Genomic DNA, 19,999 nt, shown 5'->3' with positions numbered 1-19,999 from the left:
AAAACAAATGAGGCTTTATGTATTATCATTCTTTTATTAAAATCCCTCAGGGCTTCCCACACGCGTCATGGCACAACGGAAGCCCAAATCATCTTGTGCTTTTGTTTGTTCCAGGTACCTCCTCGTTCCGGGCACCATCCAATATGGTCTGTCTTTCCAGGAACCTCCTTTATATACTCTCACTTCATCGCTAATGAGTGAAGAGAAAAAACCGGGTCGGTCATCCTGAACATACATATCGGAAGTGCTTCTATCTTGCTCAGCATTCCAATCATCCGTTTCAATCATTTGCGAATCAGCACTGCCATCTCTAAAATTCCTGTAATCGGCAACAGTATCCTTCACTAATCTTCCGTATTCATCGCGAACCAGGTTACCACCTGCATCGCGGCGATATTCTGTTACCACGGTTCCCCTAAAAGGTTGAAATTCTTCCACATCAAGAAATGACAAAGGTCTGTAAACATCCGAAACCCATTCATTTACATTACCTGACATACAATACAGTCCGTAATCATTTGGTGAATAAGAGAATACCGGAGCAGTAATATCAGCATTGTCATTCAATGCACCAGCCATACCCATCATGTCACCACGTCCCCTCACAAAGTTTGCCTTCAACCGACCTTTCTCTTTCCTTCTATCTTCTCTCAAATAGGCACCATTCCAGGGATAGATCCGGCGATCAGTAAGTAATTCCCCATCGGTATTACCAATAAGTCCATAAGCTGCATATTCCCACTCAGCTTCGGTGGGAAGCCGGTAACTCGGGAGCATCAACCCATCTTCCCATCTCACACGACGCGATGTTCCATCCGGGTTTTCCTGTGGATCATCTCCTTCTGTTCCCTGGTACAACCCGGCAAGATAAGTGTCTGTTGTAAAAACATTCTCACCCGATTGGGAAACATCATGCTGTAAAATACCCCGCTCAACCAATATTTGTTCATTTACACGATCGGTACGCCATGCGCAGTACGCATTAGCCTGATCCCAGCTAACTCCTACCACCGGATAATCGCTGTAAGCCGGATGCCTGAAATAGTTATTTACGTAAGGCTCGTTATAAGCCAATTCGCTTCTCCACAGAGTGGTATCAGGAAGAGCTGCATAAATTTTTTTCCGATCACCCGGATAAACCCGGCTAAGCCAGTAAGTATATTCCCGGTAATCCTGATTCGAAACTTCAGTCTCGTCCATATAAAAAGAAGCAACAGTAACCCTTCTGGGATGATTGTCCCATTGGTACATAACATCTTCTTCTACGCGTCCCATTGTAAAAGTCCCTCCCTGAATAAATACCAGTCCGGGACCTGCTTCCTGCTCATATCCTGAAAGATAAGGAATGTTACCAGTTTCTTCAGCATTGTATTCCCAGCCTGTGGTACGGGAGCTTTCACCACCACCGCCACGACCTAATAATCCACATCCTGAAACGAATGCAGCTAAAAACAACAGCAATAACGTCCTTAGTTTCATCAAATTAGTGTTTTTCATTTTTTTTCCGATTGTCACAAATATAACTGATTTGTCGAATTCTTATTGTCTGTGCAGTATTATTATTTTTAACGTTTTCTACCTGCATGATTATCTTTGCCTGTTATTTGACAAAAATAATTGTTTTATTGTAAATGATTGCACCTGCAATAATTATTTTTGGCAGGCGTTTTAATGTTATTAATTTGTTGCACAACGAAATGAATAAGTATATCTACCTGCTTCTTATCTTATTTACAGGCTTTACTGTCGCCGATATCCAGAAGGAAACCATTTTCCTCGATTGGCATATTTCCCGGGAACCTGACAACAGGTTAGGCTTCACTTTTGAAAATGCAGGATATTCCCATCCGGGATCCCAGGTGCCTTTGTTTTTCAAAATATTCTCGGTAGAGGGGCCTGGCCACGACTATCAATTTGCACTGGAGTCGCCTGTATTTGAGGAAGTAGAAATAAACGATCTTGCTTCGATTGAAAATGAAATTCCCCAAAAAATAGAAATCAAAAAAACCAGGCGCCTATCAGGAAACCATCACCAAATCGAAATTCAAATACCCGGAGTTGTCCAACGAAACGGAAAAATTCTGCTTCTAAAAAAATTCGATCTGAAAAAATTCCCGGTGAAGCTAAAAGCCGCCACGGCCAATTCGTTTGAATGGAAAACGGAATCCGTCTTAAAAAGCGGGAAATGGGCAAAAATCAGCACCAATGGAAAGGGGATACATATAATTCCCTGGTCGAAGTTAACTGAATGGGGATTTTCCAATCCGTCGCAAGTGAAAATCTACGGGGCAGGCGGAGTAATCCTATCAGAAAATCCGGGAAAAGTTGAATACGACGATTTACCACAACTGGCGGTTTGGCATGGAAAAAACAATGGAAACGATTGCCTCTTCTTTTATGCTCCCGGCAATCAGGAATGGAAAACAGATGCTACCGGGGACTTCCTCAAGCACCGTTTAAATCCTTATGCTTCAAAAGGGTATTTCTTTTTAACCGATAACACCGGAACCCCCAAAAGCATTGAATTACTTCCTGAACCAGAAGAACCGGCAACCCACTCTATCTCTTCCTTCGATGACTATGCGTTACACGAAAAAGAACAATACAACCTTCTGCACTCAGGGAAACAGTGGTTTGGAGATAAATTCATACACGGCACAACAAAAAATTATACGTTCCAATTAGCTGATGTAGACAATTCGTCAGATATTTCCATCCGCATCAATGCTGCGGCACGGGCTTCTGTTGCATCGGAAATGCCTGTTTCGGCCAACCAAACCAGCCTGGGGAAAATCAATTTCAGCATGGTAAACACCGTTGAAACAACTGTTTTATATGCAGATGAACGCGCCGCCCGTTTTTCGGTATCCCCTCAATCGGGGAATCTGGACATTACACTCAAATATTTTGCATCCAGCACTAATCCTGAGGCATGGCTCGATTTTATCGAAATAAATTACCGTAGAAAATTGAAAATCAACAATAACGAAGCACTCTTCTTTCGAAACCTGCATTCTGTTGACGAGGGAAACATCCTTGAATTTTCCATAGAAACCGAATCTTCTGATATAAAAGTTTGGGATGTTACCGATATTTTTAACGTAAAGGAAGTGCCGGTGCAATCAGATAACAATAATGTCAAAGGGAAACAACCGGCTTCTGAACTACGCGAATATGCCGCTTTTTACCCTAACGGGAATTTCCCTGAACCTGAATTAGTTGCTGAAGTGGAGAATCAAAACCTGCATGGGTTAAGTACGCCTGAATTTGTAATTATTTCACATCCTAATTTTCTGACCCAGGCAGAGGAACTGGCTAATTTTCATCGCACAAACGATGGCATGCAGGTAGAAGTGGTTTCATCCGAATCGGTTTATAACGAATTCAGTTCCGGCAATAAAGATGTAACGGGCATCCGCAATTTTATAAAAATGTTCTACGACCGGAATGAGGGTTTGAAATATGTTCTTTTGTTTGGCGATGGGAGCTACGACAACAAAAACATAAAGCAGGGCAGCCTGAATTTTATTCCCACGTTTCAGTCTGATGAATCTTTGATTCCGGTTTACTCCTTTATAACCGATGACTATTTTGTTGTTCTCGATGAAGGCGAAAGTGTTTACAACGGGACAGTGGATCTGGGAATAGGCCGCATTCCGGCTTCTACCAGTTTCCAGGCCGATCTGGTAATCCAAAAAATCAAGGATTATCATTCGCCGGAAGCACTGGGCAACTGGCGGAATATCGTCTGTTTTATTGCCGACGACGAAGACAATAACCTGCACATGTCGGATTCGGAAAGGCTCGCCAACCAGGTAAATGAGAATCATGGGGAGTTCATTACAGATAAAATTTATTTCGATGCCTATCAGCAAATTACAGGTCCAGGAGGAGAAAGTTACCCTGAGGTAACAGAAGCCATTAACCAGCGGGTAAAAAATGGCGTACTGATTTTGAACTACGTAGGGCATGCCAATACACGTAACTTGGCCGACGAAAAGGTGCTTGACATCAGCAATATTAACTCCTGGTCGAATACCAAAACACTTCCTATTTTTGTCACTGCAACCTGTGAGTTCAGCCGGTTTGATGCCGATGATTCTTCGGCGGGCGAATATGTTCTTTTTAACCCGAATGGAGGAGGAATCGGATTGTTCTCTACCACCCGCCTTGTGTATTCGTATTCAAACTATTTACTGAGCCGGAATTTCTACAACGCTGTTTTCGAAAAGGATGAAAACGGGGAACATTACAGAATGGGGGATATTATGAGACTTTCGAAAATCAATACCATAAATACTATTAACAAAAGAAATTTCAGCCTACTGACCGATCCGGCCCTCCAGTTGTCGTATCCCAGGCACAAAATAATTACCACAACAATTAACGGGGAAGATGCTTCCGGTGTAGCGGACACAATTGGCGCCCTGGAAAAAGTAACCATATCGGGCTTCGTGGCTGATGCTCTTGGGAACAAGCTTGAAAACTTTTCAGGAGAAATCGTTCCGACTGTTTACGACAAAGAAGTAATAATGGAAACCATGGGAAACGGGGGCGAAACTCCCATGAAATTTAAAGTACAGGAAAATATAATCTACAAAGGCCTTACCGAAGTTTCCAACGGCGAATTTTCATTCAGCTTTGTTATTCCCAAAGACATTTCATACAGTTTGGGAGAAGGTAAAATATTGTATTATGCACAAAGCGGAGAAGAAGACGCACATGGCGCTTTCGATAATTTCTGGATTGGGGGTCCCGGCTCGCAGATTGCAGATAACGAAGGGCCTGAGGTTCAAGTCTTCCTGGATACTCCTGATTTTGTTTCGGGAAATACGGTGAGCAAAAATCCTACCTTACTGGCCTTTCTTTCAGATGAAAACGGAATTAATACCGTAGGCTCCGGAATAGGGCATGACATTTCAGCGGTCCTTGACAACAACTATTCAGATGTAATGATTCTGAACAACTATTACCAGGCCAATACAGGAGATTTTACCAGCGGAACAATAACTTATCCGCTAAAAAACCTTACGCCAGGAAAACACACCTTAAAACTGAAAGCGTGGGATGTAGCAAATAATTCGACCGAAGTGGAGATAGAATTCGAGGTAACAGACAAGTTTACTATTTCGCATGTAAGTAATTATCCCAACCCAGTGTATGACTATACTTTTTTTACGTTTGAACACAATCAGGCAGATGCCACTTTTGAAGCAATCTTTGAAGTCTTTGACCAAAGTGGCCACCGGGTGGACTATTTTCCCACAGAGGTGGGTTCCGACGGAATTGTCAGTAATCCTGTACGTTGGGATCTAAATGAAACTAAAATTCAACTGCGGAGCGGGGTTTATTTATATCGGATCACCGCCCAAAATTCGGATGGAATCATCACTTCAAAATCGGGAAAAATGATAATAGGTCGTTAAAATTTTAATACCTGTGTACTTTTTCAGAAAAACAACCGTTTTCTGATTTTAAGTTCATGTTGAATCCATTACAAGTTTATAACTATATTTGCAACGCTCAATTTTTATAAGATTATGATCAAATTTGTCCGTTTATTTTTTGCTTTAATACTTGTTTTTACAACAGTAAAATTTACAAAAGGCCAAGCAACTACCTCAGGAGCCAACGTGGTTTCCACTGCTGTTCCTTTTTTATCGATTACACCTGACTCCCGGGCCGGTGGGATGGGCGACGCCGGTGTTGCTACAACTCCCGATTTGAATTCCCAACACTGGAATCCTGCCAAGTATGCTTTCCTCGAAAGCGATATGGGTGTCAGTCTTTCCTATTCCCCCTGGCTGCGTGCCCTTGCCAGTGATATGAACATGGCCTATTTGGTGGGATACAAAAAAATTGATGATGTACAAACCATCAGCAGTTCATTGCGCTATTTTTCTCTGGGAGATATAATTTTCAGAAACGAATTTGCTGAATTTATGGGGCAACAGAGCCCCAACGAGTTTGCTATCGATTTAGGATATACCCGTATGCTCTCGGATGTTTTTTCAGGATCGGTAGCAGTGCGTTATATCCGCTCCGACCTGACCGGCGGTCAATTAATCAACGGCGTAGAATCTCAGGCAGGCAATACCTATGCCGCTGACGTAGCCTTTTATTATTACAACGAATTCAGGGCCAACCGTAAGGATAACATTTTTAGTGCCGGTATTAACATTCAAAACATCGGGGCAAAAATTTCCTATACGGACGGTGAAATAAAAGATTTTATACCCACCATGCTCAAGCTGGGGGTTGCATACACGACAGAAGCCGATCAGTATAATACCTTTACTTTCGCCATTGAAGCCAACAAATTACTGATTCCTACTCCTCCGCAAGACACAACAGATTACAATGATGACGATATTTTATACCCGGGGGGAATAAACTCCGACAAATCAGTTATTGCGGGTATTTTCAGTTCGTTTAGCGACGCCCCCGGAGGGATGAAAGAAGAATTACAGGAGGTGAACCTTTCGTTGGGTGTTGAATACTGGTACAACAAGCAATTTGCACTCCGCGCCGGTTATTTTTATGAACATGAAAACAAGGGAAACCGAAAGTTTCTGACACTCGGTGCCGGTTTCAGAATGAATGTTTTTGCACTTGATTTCTCTTACCTTTTGCCTACCCAGCGTAATCACCCGCTGGAAAATACGTTACGCTTCACCCTATCATTTGATGTAGAAGCTTTTGAAAGCCAACGATAATATGTTCAGAATAGGACTTGGATACGATGTACACAGCCTTGCAGAAGGAGAAACTTTGTGGCTGGGTGGTATTTTGATTCCGCACAGTAAAGGGACAGTGGCTCATTCAGACGGCGATGTGCTCCTCCATGCCATTTGTGATGCATTACTTGGCGCCGTTAACTTAGGTGATATCGGTACACTTTTTCCTGACACTTCGGAACAATTCAAAAATATCGACAGCAAAATACTGTTAAAAGAAACATACCGGCTGGTAAATGAAAAAGGATATGAGATAGTAAACATCGATTCTACCATTAGCGCCCAGCAACCGAAGTTGAAGCCTTTTATTCCTGAAATGAAAAAAACAATGGCTGAAACACTGGGAATAGAAACAGGGCAAATTTCGGTAAAAGCCACCACAACCGAAAAATTAGGTTTTGAGGGACGTGAAGAAGGCATTTCAGCACAAACGGTGGTATTAATCCGGGAAAAGGCAAAATAATGGAGACCCTTCATAAAAAAACACTTGTTATTGGGGCAAGTCCCAAACCTGTTCGTTACTCGAACAAAGCCATCCGTATGCTCCGGGAATACGGGCATGAGGTGGTAGCGCTGGCAAAAAGAGCCGCTCAGGTTGAAGATGTCAATATCCAAACTGAACTTCCGGAAAATGAAAAAGTCCACACAGTGACCATGTATTTAACAGCCACACGCCAACCGGAATATTACAATCTACTTTTGAAACTGAAACCGAAACGGGTCATTTTTAACCCGGGAGCAGAAAACCGTGAGTTAAATGAGAAACTTGAAGCTGCCGGAATTGAAACAGTTGAAGGTTGTACGCTGGTAATGCTTCGTACCGGACAATTTTAATCATACCTGTCATGTTTGCCGAAATAAAGTCGTTAGAAGAATTCAACAAGTTGAAGGAGGAAGAGCCGGCACTGCTGGGATACTTTTCTACTGACACTTGCAGTGTGTGCAAAGTTTTAAAGCCCAAAGTGGAGGAACTGGTACGGGATGAATTTCCCCGGATAAAACCAGTATATGTAAGGTTAGATATTTTGCCGGAGATAGCTGGTCAGCAACAGGTATTTACCGCACCTACCATCCTTGTTTTTTTCGATGGACGGGAAACCATTCGAAAAAGCAGGAATATTGGAATTGAAGAACTGAGAAAAAATATAGATCGCCCTTATTCCCTGATTTTTGGGGATTAATACCAGATTCCATATAGTTTTTTTTATGTCTGGCAGCACTGCCTTGACCAGTAGAAGGGAGGAAACCAATGTCCTACTCTTTGAAATATCCGCTCAATGCTACGAAACTTCGTCTCAATGGTCCCAAACAGTTACTCAACAATGCGAGAGCGAAACACATCAGAAAGAAATGTCTGCGCCCCGGCCAAAATACCCATCCGGGTGTCAAAATGGCTTCCTGAGAGGGTTCTTTGTCAGAATTCCCTCCATTGGTTCATCTTTTGATTGATGAGATACAACGATAAATTAGGGGCTTTCCCCGAAAACCGGGATGTTTTCCGGTAAATTTTAAAAATATTTGCAATCAGTTTAAATAGAAAAATTATGAAAAAAGGAATACTTATCGTTATAACAATTGCTGCAGGGTTTTTCCTGTCAGGCTGCGGATACAACAAAATGGTTGATCTTGATGAGCAGGTTTCTTCGCAATGGTCGCAAGTGGAAAATGTTTACCAGCGACGTGCCGATTTAATTCCCAACCTGGTGAATACGGTCAGGGGCTATGCCGACCACGAACAGGAAACACTGGTTGAAGTTATCGAAGCCCGCTCCAAAGCAACCTCTGTTAACGTGGACCCCAATAATTTATCTCCACAAACCATTGAACAGTTTAACCAGGCACAGGAAGGCCTTTCTTCGGCCCTTAGCCGCCTGATGGTGGTAGTGGAACGTTATCCCGACCTAAAGGCCAATCAAAACTTCAGGGACCTGCAGGCTCAACTGGAAGGCACGGAAAACCGCATTGCTGTAGAACGACGAAAATTCAATGAAGTAACGCAGTCATACAATGCTTATATCCGGAAATTTCCCCAGTTAATTTATTCGGGGTGGTTTGGATTCGACAAGAAAAACTATTTTGAAGCACAACAAGGGGCAGAAAAAGTACCTGAAGTTCAATTTTAATTTAGAACCATGAGTGCACAAAAATATTTTTCGGAAGAGAACAAACTACAAATAACCAATGCTATTCGGGTAGCTGAGACCAATACTTCGGGAGAGATACGCGTACACGTTGAGAAACGTTGTAAGGAAGATGTACTTGACCGTGCCGCATATATCTTCAAAAAACTCGGAATGCACAAAACCGAACTGCGAAACGGCGTTTTGTTTTATCTCTCCATTGAAGATCACAAACTTGCCATTTTAGGAGATGCCGGAATCAATCAAAAGGTTCCCGAAGATTTTTGGGAAGAGATAAAAGAATTGTTAACGGCAAAATTCAGGGAGGGGAAATTCACTGAAGGGCTTTCCGCCGGCATAAAAAAGGCAGGTGAACAGCTTAAACAACATTTTCCCTGGCAAAATGACGATGTTAACGAACTTTCAGACGAAATCTCGTTTGGAGAAAAAGAGGAAAAATGAAAAAATTATTCATCTTACTAATAGCCTTATTCGGATTTACTGTTTTAAAAGCCGAAATACCGAATCGCCCTGAGCCTCCGCGATTGGTAAACGATTTTGCCGGGGTTCTCCAGCAAACGGAATACGGCAGGCTGGAAAGTAAACTCGAACAGTTTGCCCGCGAAACGTCTACCCAAATAGTAGTGGTTACGGTAAAAGACCTTGAAGGATATGATCCCGGTGATTATGCTTTCCGGTTGGGGGAAAAATGGGGAGTCGGCCAAAAAGGAAAGGACAACGGACTCGTTGTTTTACTGAAACCCAAAAGCGGCAATGACCCCGGACAAATATTTATTGCCACCGGCTACGGATTGGAAGGTATTTTGCCGGATGCCGTGGTAAACGGCGCCATCATTGATACAGAAATGATTCCTCACTTCAAGGAAAATAATTATTTCAAAGGGCTCGAAAGTGGTATTAATGTGATAATGGATATTACACGCGGAGAATATACCGCAGAATACTACCGGGAAAATTATGCCCAAAGGAGCGGTGGTTTTCCCGTTCTGCTCATCCTTTTTATCCTGTTTTTTGTAGTGATCCCTATCCTGCGGGGACGGAGCCGGAGACACTATTCCCCCGGGAAAAACCTGCCACTTTGGATTGCGTTGGGCCTGTTGTCTGGTGGGGGATCCCACAGAGGCTCATTCAATAACTTTTCATCCGGAAGCGGTGGATTTGGCGGAGGTGGCGGCTTCGGCGGGTTTGGTGGCGGTGGCTTCGGCGGCGGTGGCGCAGGCGGAAGCTGGTAACCCTTTTTAAAATTTATAACTCAACCCTACCCCAAATAACTGTTTCATCTGTATCCTTCTTCCGGTATTCCCTTCATCGTCGATCGGAATAAGGATATCATGATCGTACACCAGGTTTGTCAACAGGTTGGCAGACAGGTAATCGTTGATTTTCATATTCACAGCCACATCCCATTTTACATCGATATTTTGGGGCTCATTAAAGTAGTTGGAAAAAAGTGTAAGAGTCGTTGACAGGTTCACATTTTTCATAACCGGGGTTTTAAATTCACTTTTCAGGCTCGCCCCCATTTCAGCTCTCATTTTTTTACCCGGCTTTACGCCAAAAGCCCCTGCCGCCGAAAGAGTATCATCAGCAACAAACGTAAACTTTCCAGACACCGGTGTCAGAAACAATGAAAACATTTCTGAAGGCTGATAATCGAAACCCGTAGCCACAGTAAGATAAGCCGGTGCAAAAATCCGGGAAATTTTGTCTGTTGTGTTGGGATATCTGTATCCGTCGGCAAACTGTGTTAAAAAATTTAGGAACGAAGAAAACAACAGGTTTTCTTTTCTCATCTCCACTCCTAACTTTGAATTTAACTCCAGTTTATCATCGGTTTTTACTGCCTCGTCCTCCCCCTCTTTAAGCAAACCATAACCGGTTTTCAAGGTATTCTCCCAATGAATTTTATCTTTCTCATAGTTGGCATTTATATCAAACAGCCCTACTCCCGAAACGGAGTTTTTACCACCCCCAATCCAGTTGGAAAATGAAACCTGGCTAAAATTTACCGAGGCCTGCCCCGATACGTTCCAGTAAGTAGTATCTTGTGTGTCCTGGGCCACCATGCCAACAGCAGCCAATAAAAAAACAAAAAGTGTAATTATGCGTCTCATGCTAATTTGAATTTTTACATTCAACAAAAAAAGAAAGGAAAAGTTTCTGGTACTGGTGGGCTGCATTATTTCCTAAAAAGCAAGAACGGCCTAAACCATATCAAACCCACTATTAAAAACTTACCCCCTTTGACTGGTATGTCCTCATTTTTAAAGCACATTACCAATCAAAGGGGGTGACAAGGGATTCAGGGTAGTACCTGGTTATTCGACCTCTACGACACTGATGTCTTTATCCACCAGTATTCGGCCACAATACTCGCAAACAATGATTTTTTTGCGGCTGGCAATATCCAACTGACGCTGCGGAGGGATCTTATTAAAGCAACCGCCACAGGCATCACGCTGGATGGTAACCACTGACAAACCGTTTCGTGCATTTTTGCGAATACGTTTAAAAGCGGTAAGCAAGCGAGGTTCAATAAACGATTCGATTTTTTCAGCCTTACCTTTGAGTTTTTCTTCTTCAATTTTGGTTTCCTGAGTAATTTCGTTTAACTCGCTTTTCTTCCTTTCCAGATCTTCTTCACGTTCTTTCAGCAAACTTTTTGAGGATTCGATGGTCTCCTTCTTCTCCGCCATCTCAACGCTGTATTCCTTGATTCTTTTTTCGGAAAGTTCAATTTCAAGCGTCTGAAATTCAATCTCCTTTGAAAGAGAATCGAATTCACGGTTGTTTCTCACGTTATTTTGCTGCTCCGTGTATTTTGCAATCAGTGATTCAGAATCCTTTATTGCAATTTTTTTGTTATTGATTGCCGTTTCAAGCGTTTTAATCTCATCCTCGAGGTTAACAATCCTGGTCCTCAACCCTGCAATTTCATCTTCGAGGTCCTGAACTTCGAGCGGCAATTCACCCCGTAGGGTTTTTATTTTATCGATCTCAGAAACTACACTTTGCAATTCATGCAATGCGCGTAACTTTTCTTCGATAGAAATGTCCTTGTCTTCTTGTTTTGGAATTGATACACTCATGCTGTAATCTTTTAAAATTCAATTCATTAAAATCAGAAATAAAATACCGGATTGGTGTTTACCTCCGAAAAACGGACTGCAAATGTAGGGAATTTTTTGGTAAGTAATTCATAAAAAAGTTCTTTAGTGAATTGCTCACTCTCAAAATGCCCAATATCGGCGATCACAATTTTATTTTCGGCATCGAAAAACTGATGGTATTTAAAATCGGCAGACACAAAAAAGTCGGCGCCATTCGAAATGGCATTTCCCAGTAAAAAGGAACCGGCGCCTCCGCAAACTGCCACTCGCTTTACACTTTTACCCCTGAGAGCCGTGTGTTTGATGCAACCAGTATCAAACACTTCTTTCAGAGAAGTTAAAAAATCCTTTTCATCTACTGGTTCTTCCAATTCCCCCATCATTCCCATACCAGCCTGTTCAAGAGAGTTTTCCAGTGAATAAATATCGTAGGCGGGCTCTTCGTATGGATGGGCATCAACCAGTGCTTTTATAATTTTCCCCTGCAACCAGGCCGGAAAAATCGTCTCAAACCGAATTTCTTTTTCGTAATGTACTTTACCTTTCTCTCCAACGTAAGGATTGGTTCCCTCGCCTGCCCTAAAACTTCCGGTACCATCCAGGTTGTAACCACAATAATCGTAATTCCCAATATGACCGGCCCCCGCTTCAAAAACGGCATTGCGCACTTTATCGGCAGCTTCATGCGGAATAAATACAACCAGCTTTTTTAACTGACCAGTAACTGCTTGCAACACCCTGCAATTTTTCAAACCCAGTTTTTGACAGATTTTGGTATTTACTCCTCCGGATACTGCATCCAGGTTGGTGTGAGCAGCATAAATGGCGATATCGTTTTTTACCGCCTTTATAACGGTACGTTCCACTTCGTTTCTGCCGGTCAGTTTTTTCAAACCCGAAAAGATAACGGGATGATGTGCAACTATTAAACCAGCATTTTTTTCAATGGCTTCGTCCACTAAGGCTTCGGTAACATCAAGAGCTATCAGAGCTGATGACACCTCTGCTTCCGGACTGCCGACAATCAAACCTGCATTGTCATACGATTCCTGCAAGGCCGGCGGAGCAACGGTTTCAAGAAAATGTACTATTTCTTTTATTTTCAGCATACTATTCTCCCATTTCATCTTTTATTGCTACCAACTCTTCCTTTATCTTCTGCAAACGTTTTACTATTTCCCACGAATTAGCAGTCTCCTGCCGGTTATCTTTTAACTTTTGCTGCGCCCCTTTTATCGTCATCCCGCGTTCCTTTACCAGGTGGTGAATAAACTTCACGGTTTCGAGGTCGTCCAAAGAAAAAAGACGGGTGCCTTTGCCGCTTTTCCGGGGCGCCAATTCATCGAAACTGCTTTCCCAATAGCGGATTGAGGACGGCGTAACACCAACCATTTCAGCAACTTCTCCAATGGAGAAAAAAACTTTTTCTATTTTCGGCTTTTTATACGGCACTTCGGGTTAATCGAGTGTCTGACCAATATTAGAAGAGATGGCAATCATCCTTTCATATTCCTGCGGGGTAAGGTCTTTAAAGTAATAGTGCTGCGGATTTACTGCGCTTCCGCTTCGGTGCACTTCATAATGCAGGTGGGGAGCAGTAGAGCCACCGGTGTTTCCAACATAGCCAATCACATCTCCCCGTTTTACTACTTGCCCGAGCCGTACATTAAACGAGTTCAAATGGGCATAAATGGTTTCATAACCGTATCCATGATCAATTTTCACCATGAGTCCGAAGCCTGAACGACTGCGTTTTGAACCACTTACTTCAACCACTTTACCATCTCCTGTAGAATAAATCGGTGTACCTACCGGGGCTGTAAAATCCATGCCGTAGTGCATTTTCCGAACTTTATAGATCGGGTGGATACGGTAGCCCCAACCACTGGCCGTCCGTTTCAGGTCTTCGTTGGCCACCGGCATAATGGCCGGAATACTGGCCAGCATCTTTTCCTTGTTCAAAGCCTGCTCTAAAACCTCATCATACGATTTAGACTGAATGTAAGCTTCTTTTGCCAGCACATCCAGCTTCCGGGCCGTTTCAATAATCAACTCAGAATTATTCAGGTTCTCCAGGTGCGAATATTTGTTCACTCCTCCAAATCCGGCTTTCCTGATAGAGGAAGGAATTGGATCAGCCTCAAAAATCACCCGGTAAATATTATCGTCGCGTTGTTGTAAATCAGCCAGCACATTTTCAATACGCCCGAGATCGTGCTGCATTAACTCATATTGACTGATCAACTGTTGGTTTTCCCTTTTCAAAGCCTTGGAACGGGGTGTTTCGTAATAGTTCAGAAAAATAACCACCATAATTAATGCCAGGGCAAAACTGCTTGACAGGTAGGTAAGTATTTTTCCGAATTTTTCTTTGAACGAAATTCCCACTCGTTCATAACTTAGAGTGTCGGGATTAAATTTATATTTCTTTTTCGCCATATAAAGTACCGGCTATTTTTATTTCCTGTTTTAAGCAAAATTAATTAAAACACCTAACTTTGCAAGAATTTTAAAAACGCTGTGAAATTTTCTCACGCCGCAAAATTAAACAAATAACTTACAATCAGGCAAGTTGTTTAATTTGCTTTAAAAATTTTTAACAAAACGACAGAATAATATTTGGAATGAAGTTGACATCGAAAGAAATACGAAATGCTTTTCTTGATTTTTTCAAAGAAAAAAATCACCAGGTAGTGAATTCAGCCCCCATGGTAGTGAAAGGCGATCCAACCCTCATGTTTACCAATGCCGGAATGAACCAGTTTAAAGATCAGTTTCTGGGTAATGAGTCGGTTAAATGGCCCCGCGTGACCGATACGCAAAAATGTTTGCGGGTGTCAGGAAAACACAATGATTTGGAAGAAGTAGGACTGGACACATACCACCACACCATGTTCGAGATGCTGGGTAACTGGTCATTTGGAGATTACTTTAAAGAAGAAGCCATCAACTGGGCATGGGAGTTCCTGGTAGAACGCATGGAAATTCCGGCTGAACGTTTGTATGCCACCGTATTTGAAGGCAGTGAAGACGACAACCTGGAACGCGACAACGAAGCTGCAGGTTTTTGGGAAAATCACCTCCCGAAAGAACGGGTTTTGAATGGCAGCAAAAAAGATAACTTTTGGGAAATGGGCGAAACAGGTCCCTGTGGCCCCTGCTCTGAAATTCACGTAGACCTTCGTTCCAAAGAAGAGATTGCCCGTATTCCCGGTCACGAATTGGTAAATAAAGATCACCCGCTGGTAATTGAAATATGGAATCTTGTATTTATTCAGTTTAACAGGAGAGCCAACGGCAGCCTTGAGGAACTGCCTGCCAAACATGTTGATACCGGAATGGGGTTCGAACGGTTGTGTATGGCTTTGCAGGGTGTTACTTCCAATTACGATACGGACATTTTTCAGAATATCATTGCTGAAATTGAAAAACTGTGTGGCATAAAATACGGCAACGAGGATAAAACTGACATCGCCATGCGCGTGGTCGCCGACCACTTAAGGGCCGTTGCCTTTGCCATCGCCGATGGACAGTTGCCCTCGAACAACAAAGCAGGATATGTAATCCGTCGTATTTTGAGGCGTGCAGTACGTTACGGCTACACATTCCTTTCCTTCAGAGAACCATTCATTTATAAATTAGTGGAGGTTTTAAAAGCAACGATGGGTGAGACATTCTCTGAACTGGCCGCACAACAGCAACTCATTGAAAAAGTGATAAAAGAAGAAGAAGAATCATTTTTAAGAACGCTTTCAACCGGAATCAGGTTGCTGGATGAAATGATTTCAAAAACAAAGGAGAAAAATGAACCCCTTATTGACGGGAAAGATGCCTTTGTTTTGTATGACACTTTCGGTTTTCCGCTTGACCTTACTGCCCTGATTGCCCGTGAGAATAATCTGGGCATTGATGAAAATGGGTTCCAAAAAGAGATGGAAGCACAGAAAAACCGTTCGCGAAATGCCGCCCAGCTGGAAACAGGAGACTGGGTAGAAATCCGGAAAATCGATCAAACCGTGTTCCTTGGATACGACACCACAGAAGCCGAGGTGAGCATTGCCCGCTACCGGAAAGTCATTCAAAAGAAAAAAACTTTTTACCAGCTTGTATTCAACCAAACCCCGTTTTACGGCGAATCAGGGGGACAGGTAGGCGATTCAGGCTACATTGAAGTCGACGGAGTAAAAACATCCATTTTCGACACACAGAAAGAAAATAACCTCATTGTTCATCTGACGGAAAAACTTCCGGAAAATCCGGAAGGGCACTTCCAGGCGGTAGTGAACAGGGAGAAACGACTTAACACAGCCAACAACCACACAGCCACTCACCTGCTGCATGCTGCATTGCGAGAAGTTCTGGGAACCCATGTGGAGCAAAAAGGTTCGCTGGTTAATGCCGATCATTTACGGTTCGACTTTTCACATTTCCAAAAAATGACCGATGAGGAAATCGAGCAGGTGGAAACCCTTGTGAACAAAAAAATCAGGGAAAATACACACCGGGAAGAAAATCGCGAAGTCCCCATTCAGCAGGCGCAGGAAATGGGAGCCATGATGCTTTTCGGAGAGAAGTACGGCGAATCGGTGCGGGTGATAAAATTTGGCGAATCGGTTGAGCTTTGCGGAGGGATACATGTGGAAGCCACAGGTCAGATTGGGCTGTTCAAAATAGTGTCGGAAAGCGCCATTGCTGCCGGAGTGCGACGTATTGAAGCCATTACCGGCCAACGGGCAGAAAAGTATGTAAACGACCAGTTAAAAATATTAAAAAGCATTGGAGATACGATAAAAGGCTCAAAAGATGTTTTGGACGGTGTGATGAATTTGCTGAAACAGAATACCGAATTATCAAAACAAATTGAAGGGTTTGAACGTGAACATCTCAACATTCTGAAAGCCGACCTAAAAAGTAAAGTACTCACAAAAAAAGGAGTAAATATTATTGCCCTCCAGGTAGATATAATTAGTGCTAACATGATGAAGGACGTAGCTTTCCAGTTAAAAAACGAGATAGAAAACCTGTATCTGGTTTTGGGGGCCGACATTGACGGGAAGCCTAACCTCACGGTAATGATTTCGGAAAACCTGGTAAACGAAAAAGGGCTGAATGCCGGGCAGATTGTCCGCGAGGCAGGGCGCGAGATAAAAGGCGGCGGAGGCGGCCAGCCGTTTTACGCCACAGCCGGCGGGAAAGATGTTTCCGGCCTGCAGGCTGCCATTGAAAAAGCGCTGAGTTTTATAAACTAAAACCTAATTTAACAGAATATTTACCACCAGGTTTTTATTGCTTTTTACAAAAGCAGTAAGCACCTTATATTCGAGGCTTTGCTGACCTTCGGCTGCAAAAATTACCTGTGCCGAACGGGGATACAGGGTGACCTTTTTGGTTCCCTCTCCCGATGTTAGTTCCAGCTCAAAATATAAGTCGCTGTTGTTTTTCAACTCGAAATAATCTTTCCCGTCGCCGGAATGGAAAGGGCTTCCCATTTCTACACAGGCAAAAAACAGATTCCTGACATGTTCTTCCTTCCCGGCAATGTATTTACTGGACCAGGCAACCGTACGGCCAGCCGCCAGTGCTTCCCTTACCGATTCGGCAGTACGTTCTTTTGCAAAAACCAATGTCATGGAACGATGAATATAATCTCCCAAATCGTAATCATGTTTTACCAGGTTATGAATGTCGGATGATCCCATTACGGTCAGATCATTATCAATACACCAGTCGAGTGCTTTTTTATGGAAAGAGAACCCGTTAAAAACCTCTATTCCATTCAATACTTTTTCATTATGCAATTCATCCACGAAGTCAATCCATTCATACGACCCCTCAATTTGGCTTGCCTTCCATCCGGGGTGGTTCCAAAAAATGAAAGCATCCTGTGCTACCGCTTTTGAAACAGCTTCTTTGTCCTTTTCATTTTCCCTTCCTTCCACATAGCCCGAAGCGTCGCCAATAAATATGGCATTAAAGTGTCCCGGTGGAGTTGCTCGTGTAATTTCAGTCCCTTTAATTATTACGATATTATTTTGGGTAGCCACACCTTTAGCCAGTTCCCATGCACGATTGTGATCTACTTTTACGTCGCCGGAATGTGGTGTGTATTCCACATGGTCGGTAATGGCAATAACATCCAATCCTTCCTGCCAGGCTTCCTGCACCCTGACAGTGGGCCAAACATGCCCGTCTGAAAACACTGTATGCATATGAAAGTCGCATTTTAACGTCTGGTAACCGTCAAAACCTGGAATTTGAATGATGGGCCGCTTTTTGGCATTCCTGAATTCATCCATCCGAAAAACACCATTGTCTGTTTGAGCCTGTACCATTGTTATGCTACAAAACAAAAGTACCGGGAATAATTTTAGTATTTTCATTTTCCTGATTGTTTATATTGGACTAAATATAATTAATTTTCTAAAAAAAACGGCTCCTGGCTCTTTCCAATTCATCGGGTTTACCTACATCAATCCACAAATCCGATTCATCGAAAAAACCTTTAATGAGATACTTTCCGGCCAAACCAAGATACAAGTCCCTTATGGAAAAACGGTCTTCTTCCGGCATCAGCTTAAAAATATCGGGACTTATAATATGAATTCCGCTGAAAGCCATTTCTGACGAGCCCTCAAACTCATTGGGAATAACAATCCGGCTCTCCCCTGTTTTTTTGTTCATCCAACCCACCAGTCGTTTTTCACTGTTAAACTTGAAATAGCGCTGTGTTTGCCGATTGCGCACCACCAACGTTGCCAGCGCACCGGAGCGAAGATGTTCCCTCACCGGAATTTGTAAATCCAGGTTGCTCAACACATCCACATTGTAAAGAACTACAGGTTTGTCGCCAGACAAAAGGGGAGCAGCTTTTTTTAACCCACCACCGGTTTCAAGTAATTTCCCGGTTTCATCTGAAATTCTTACGGGAACTCCAAAGTCGTTCCGGCGAACAAAATCAATGACCAATTCTGAAAAATGATGAACATTTACAACGATCTCTTCAATACCTTCCCCTGCCAACTTTTCAATAGTGCGTTGCAGCAAAGGTTTTCCTCCTATCTCCACCAATGCTTTGGGTTTATTTTGGGTTTCATTTTTCAGCCGGGTCCCAAGCCCCGCCGCAAATACCATGGCCTTCACTGTCAATTTTTAAAACTTTTATTTTGTAAATCAAACAAAAATAGTCGTAACCTGGAACAAATCAAAATTCCAAACCATGTGCCTGGCTCAAACCTCATTCTTCATCCCTTCACTCTTTTTCTTACCGTAACAAAGCAATCAGATACGCAGGGAGGGGAAACCATTCCGGGTGTTGCTACAGAGAAGACTTTAACAGGTAAAGGTCAAACTTACTTCATGCATACGCCCCACCTTTCCTAAAAAAAAACATCTCAGGAATAGTGATTTTCGATTTGAAAACCAATGATCAAAAAAAGGGAAATCGTCTGAAAAATATTGAATGCTGCCTCGACAGGCTATTGGTTCATTAGCGAATCCGGTTTAAACTCCTGAGCAATGCTTCATCTTTCCCAATGGACCGAATGGCCAGGTAGTCGAGAATTATGGCAATCAGCGGAAAAACCATGGGCACTTTAAAAGCCACTTCTGCTCCATCGAAGCCAGCATACAAAAAGTAAAGCATAATGCCCAAAAGTCCCAGCAACAGAATAATTGTAAAGCTCAACAACCGGATTTGTCCGATACGTTTTTTGTACAAGAATATGGTGATAAGATGCAAAAACGTAATTAAGCCGATAAAACCCATTACCGGCAAACCGTTAAATATCATCTCCTCCCCGCTTCCAATGCCCATCGCATTGAATACATACCAATTGCCATCCACTGCCAGTTCGGCAAAGTTCAGTTTCAGCAGCAACCCGATCAGCACTGCTGCTAAAAAAATGTATATCGTTTGAATTCGCTGAATCATAATTTTCTAAAATTTCACGCAAAAATATAAATTATTTACAACCTGCCTCCTTAAATATTGAACGCGTATGTCGGAACAGGC

At 42.7% G+C, this 19,999-nt stretch carries 18 protein-coding genes; 9 read left to right on the top strand and 9 right to left on the bottom strand.

What is annotated here, in order from left to right; translation table 11 throughout:
* Positions 1-36 precede the first annotated feature (36 nt).
* Positions 37-1,479 carry an SUMF1/EgtB/PvdO family nonheme iron enzyme gene (locus D1164_RS01990; protein WP_119348341.1) on the bottom strand — a complete coding sequence of 481 codons (1,443 nt, stop codon included), beginning with the start codon at positions 1,477-1,479 and terminating at the stop codon, positions 37-39.
* Positions 1,480-1,697: 218 nt separating this feature from the next.
* On the opposite strand from D1164_RS01990, the gene porU reads away from it, so the two are divergent.
* The 8 genes from porU (at position 1,698) to D1164_RS01950 (ending at position 10,110) form a co-directional block, all read left to right on the top strand.
* Positions 1,698-5,426 carry a type IX secretion system sortase PorU gene (gene porU / locus D1164_RS01985; RefSeq protein WP_172594307.1) on the top strand — a complete coding sequence of 1,243 codons (3,729 nt, stop codon included), beginning with the start codon at positions 1,698-1,700 and terminating at the stop codon, positions 5,424-5,426.
* Positions 5,427-5,540: 114 nt separating this feature from the next.
* Positions 5,541-6,716, top strand: a complete 1,176-nt coding sequence (porV, locus tag D1164_RS01980) for a type IX secretion system outer membrane channel protein PorV (RefSeq protein WP_119348241.1) — start codon at positions 5,541-5,543, stop codon at positions 6,714-6,716.
* 1 nt (position 6,717) lies between these two features.
* The gene (ispF, locus tag D1164_RS01975) at positions 6,718-7,200 is read left to right on the top strand and encodes a 2-C-methyl-D-erythritol 2,4-cyclodiphosphate synthase (protein ID WP_119348240.1); all 483 of its coding nucleotides are present in this window, start codon (positions 6,718-6,720) and stop codon (positions 7,198-7,200) included.
* Positions 7,200-7,571 (top strand): CoA-binding protein, encoded by a 372-nt coding sequence (locus D1164_RS01970; RefSeq protein WP_119348239.1) that lies wholly within the window; start codon positions 7,200-7,202, stop codon positions 7,569-7,571. The genes ispF and D1164_RS01970 overlap by 1 nt, the downstream gene beginning before the upstream one ends.
* Positions 7,572-7,582: 11 nt before the next feature.
* A complete protein-coding gene (locus tag D1164_RS01965; protein WP_119348238.1) occupies positions 7,583-7,918 on the top strand; it encodes a thioredoxin family protein in 336 nt (111 codons plus the stop codon).
* A 363-nt stretch (positions 7,919-8,281) separates the two neighbouring features.
* The gene (locus tag D1164_RS01960) at positions 8,282-8,860 is read left to right on the top strand and encodes a LemA family protein (RefSeq protein ID WP_119348237.1); all 579 of its coding nucleotides are present in this window, start codon (positions 8,282-8,284) and stop codon (positions 8,858-8,860) included.
* Positions 8,861-8,869: 9 nt separating this feature from the next.
* Complete coding sequence (locus D1164_RS01955; RefSeq protein ID WP_119348236.1) at positions 8,870-9,319, top strand: TPM domain-containing protein; 450 nt, start codon at positions 8,870-8,872, stop codon at positions 9,317-9,319.
* A complete protein-coding gene (locus D1164_RS01950; RefSeq protein WP_119348235.1) occupies positions 9,316-10,110 on the top strand; it encodes a TPM domain-containing protein in 795 nt (264 codons plus the stop codon). Before D1164_RS01955 ends, D1164_RS01950 begins: the two co-directional genes overlap by 4 nt.
* A gap of 6 nt (positions 10,111-10,116) precedes the next feature.
* Here D1164_RS01950 and D1164_RS01945 read toward each other — a convergent pair whose 3' ends face one another.
* The 5 genes from D1164_RS01945 to D1164_RS01925 form a co-directional block, all read right to left on the bottom strand.
* Positions 10,117-10,992 carry a DUF3078 domain-containing protein gene (locus D1164_RS01945; RefSeq protein WP_172594306.1) on the bottom strand — a complete coding sequence of 292 codons (876 nt, stop codon included), beginning with the start codon at positions 10,990-10,992 and terminating at the stop codon, positions 10,117-10,119.
* Positions 10,993-11,196: 204 nt separating this feature from the next.
* Positions 11,197-11,967, bottom strand: a complete 771-nt coding sequence (locus D1164_RS01940; RefSeq protein ID WP_119348233.1) for a zinc ribbon domain-containing protein — start codon at positions 11,965-11,967, stop codon at positions 11,197-11,199.
* Positions 11,968-11,999: 32 nt separating this feature from the next.
* Positions 12,000-13,097, bottom strand: a complete 1,098-nt coding sequence (locus D1164_RS01935; RefSeq protein ID WP_119348340.1) for a Nif3-like dinuclear metal center hexameric protein — start codon at positions 13,095-13,097, stop codon at positions 12,000-12,002.
* A gap of 1 nt (position 13,098) precedes the next feature.
* Positions 13,099-13,440 carry a MerR family transcriptional regulator gene (locus D1164_RS01930; RefSeq protein WP_119348232.1) on the bottom strand — a complete coding sequence of 114 codons (342 nt, stop codon included), beginning with the start codon at positions 13,438-13,440 and terminating at the stop codon, positions 13,099-13,101.
* A 6-nt stretch (positions 13,441-13,446) separates the two neighbouring features.
* Entirely contained in the window at positions 13,447-14,427 is a 981-nt protein-coding gene (locus D1164_RS01925; protein WP_119348231.1) for a M23 family metallopeptidase, read from the bottom strand.
* Between the two features lie 185 nt (positions 14,428-14,612).
* Here D1164_RS01925 and alaS point away from each other — a divergent pair, with 185 nt between their 5' ends.
* Complete coding sequence (gene alaS, locus D1164_RS01920; protein ID WP_241558240.1) at positions 14,613-17,237, top strand: alanine--tRNA ligase; 2,625 nt, start codon at positions 14,613-14,615, stop codon at positions 17,235-17,237.
* A 3-nt stretch (positions 17,238-17,240) separates the two neighbouring features.
* Here the strand turns inward: alaS and D1164_RS01915 are convergent, their stop codons facing one another.
* From D1164_RS01915 to D1164_RS01905, 3 genes are all read right to left on the bottom strand, one after another.
* Positions 17,241-18,368 carry an Sb-PDE family phosphodiesterase gene (locus D1164_RS01915; protein WP_119348230.1) on the bottom strand — a complete coding sequence of 376 codons (1,128 nt, stop codon included), beginning with the start codon at positions 18,366-18,368 and terminating at the stop codon, positions 17,241-17,243.
* Positions 18,369-18,408: 40 nt separating this feature from the next.
* Positions 18,409-19,128 carry a nucleotidyltransferase family protein gene (locus tag D1164_RS01910; RefSeq protein WP_119348338.1) on the bottom strand — a complete coding sequence of 240 codons (720 nt, stop codon included), beginning with the start codon at positions 19,126-19,128 and terminating at the stop codon, positions 18,409-18,411.
* Positions 19,129-19,474: 346 nt separating this feature from the next.
* Positions 19,475-19,918 (bottom strand): DUF4293 domain-containing protein, encoded by a 444-nt coding sequence (locus D1164_RS01905; RefSeq protein ID WP_119348229.1) that lies wholly within the window; start codon positions 19,916-19,918, stop codon positions 19,475-19,477.
* Between the last annotated feature and the right edge of the window lie 81 nt (positions 19,919-19,999).

This window comes from Mariniphaga sediminis, assembly GCF_003573545.1.
Lineage (GTDB): Bacteria > Bacteroidota > Bacteroidia > Bacteroidales > Prolixibacteraceae > Mariniphaga > Mariniphaga sediminis.
The sequence above is the reverse complement of the archived record's forward strand: the minus strand, read 5'-3'. Positions and strand labels throughout refer to the sequence as shown.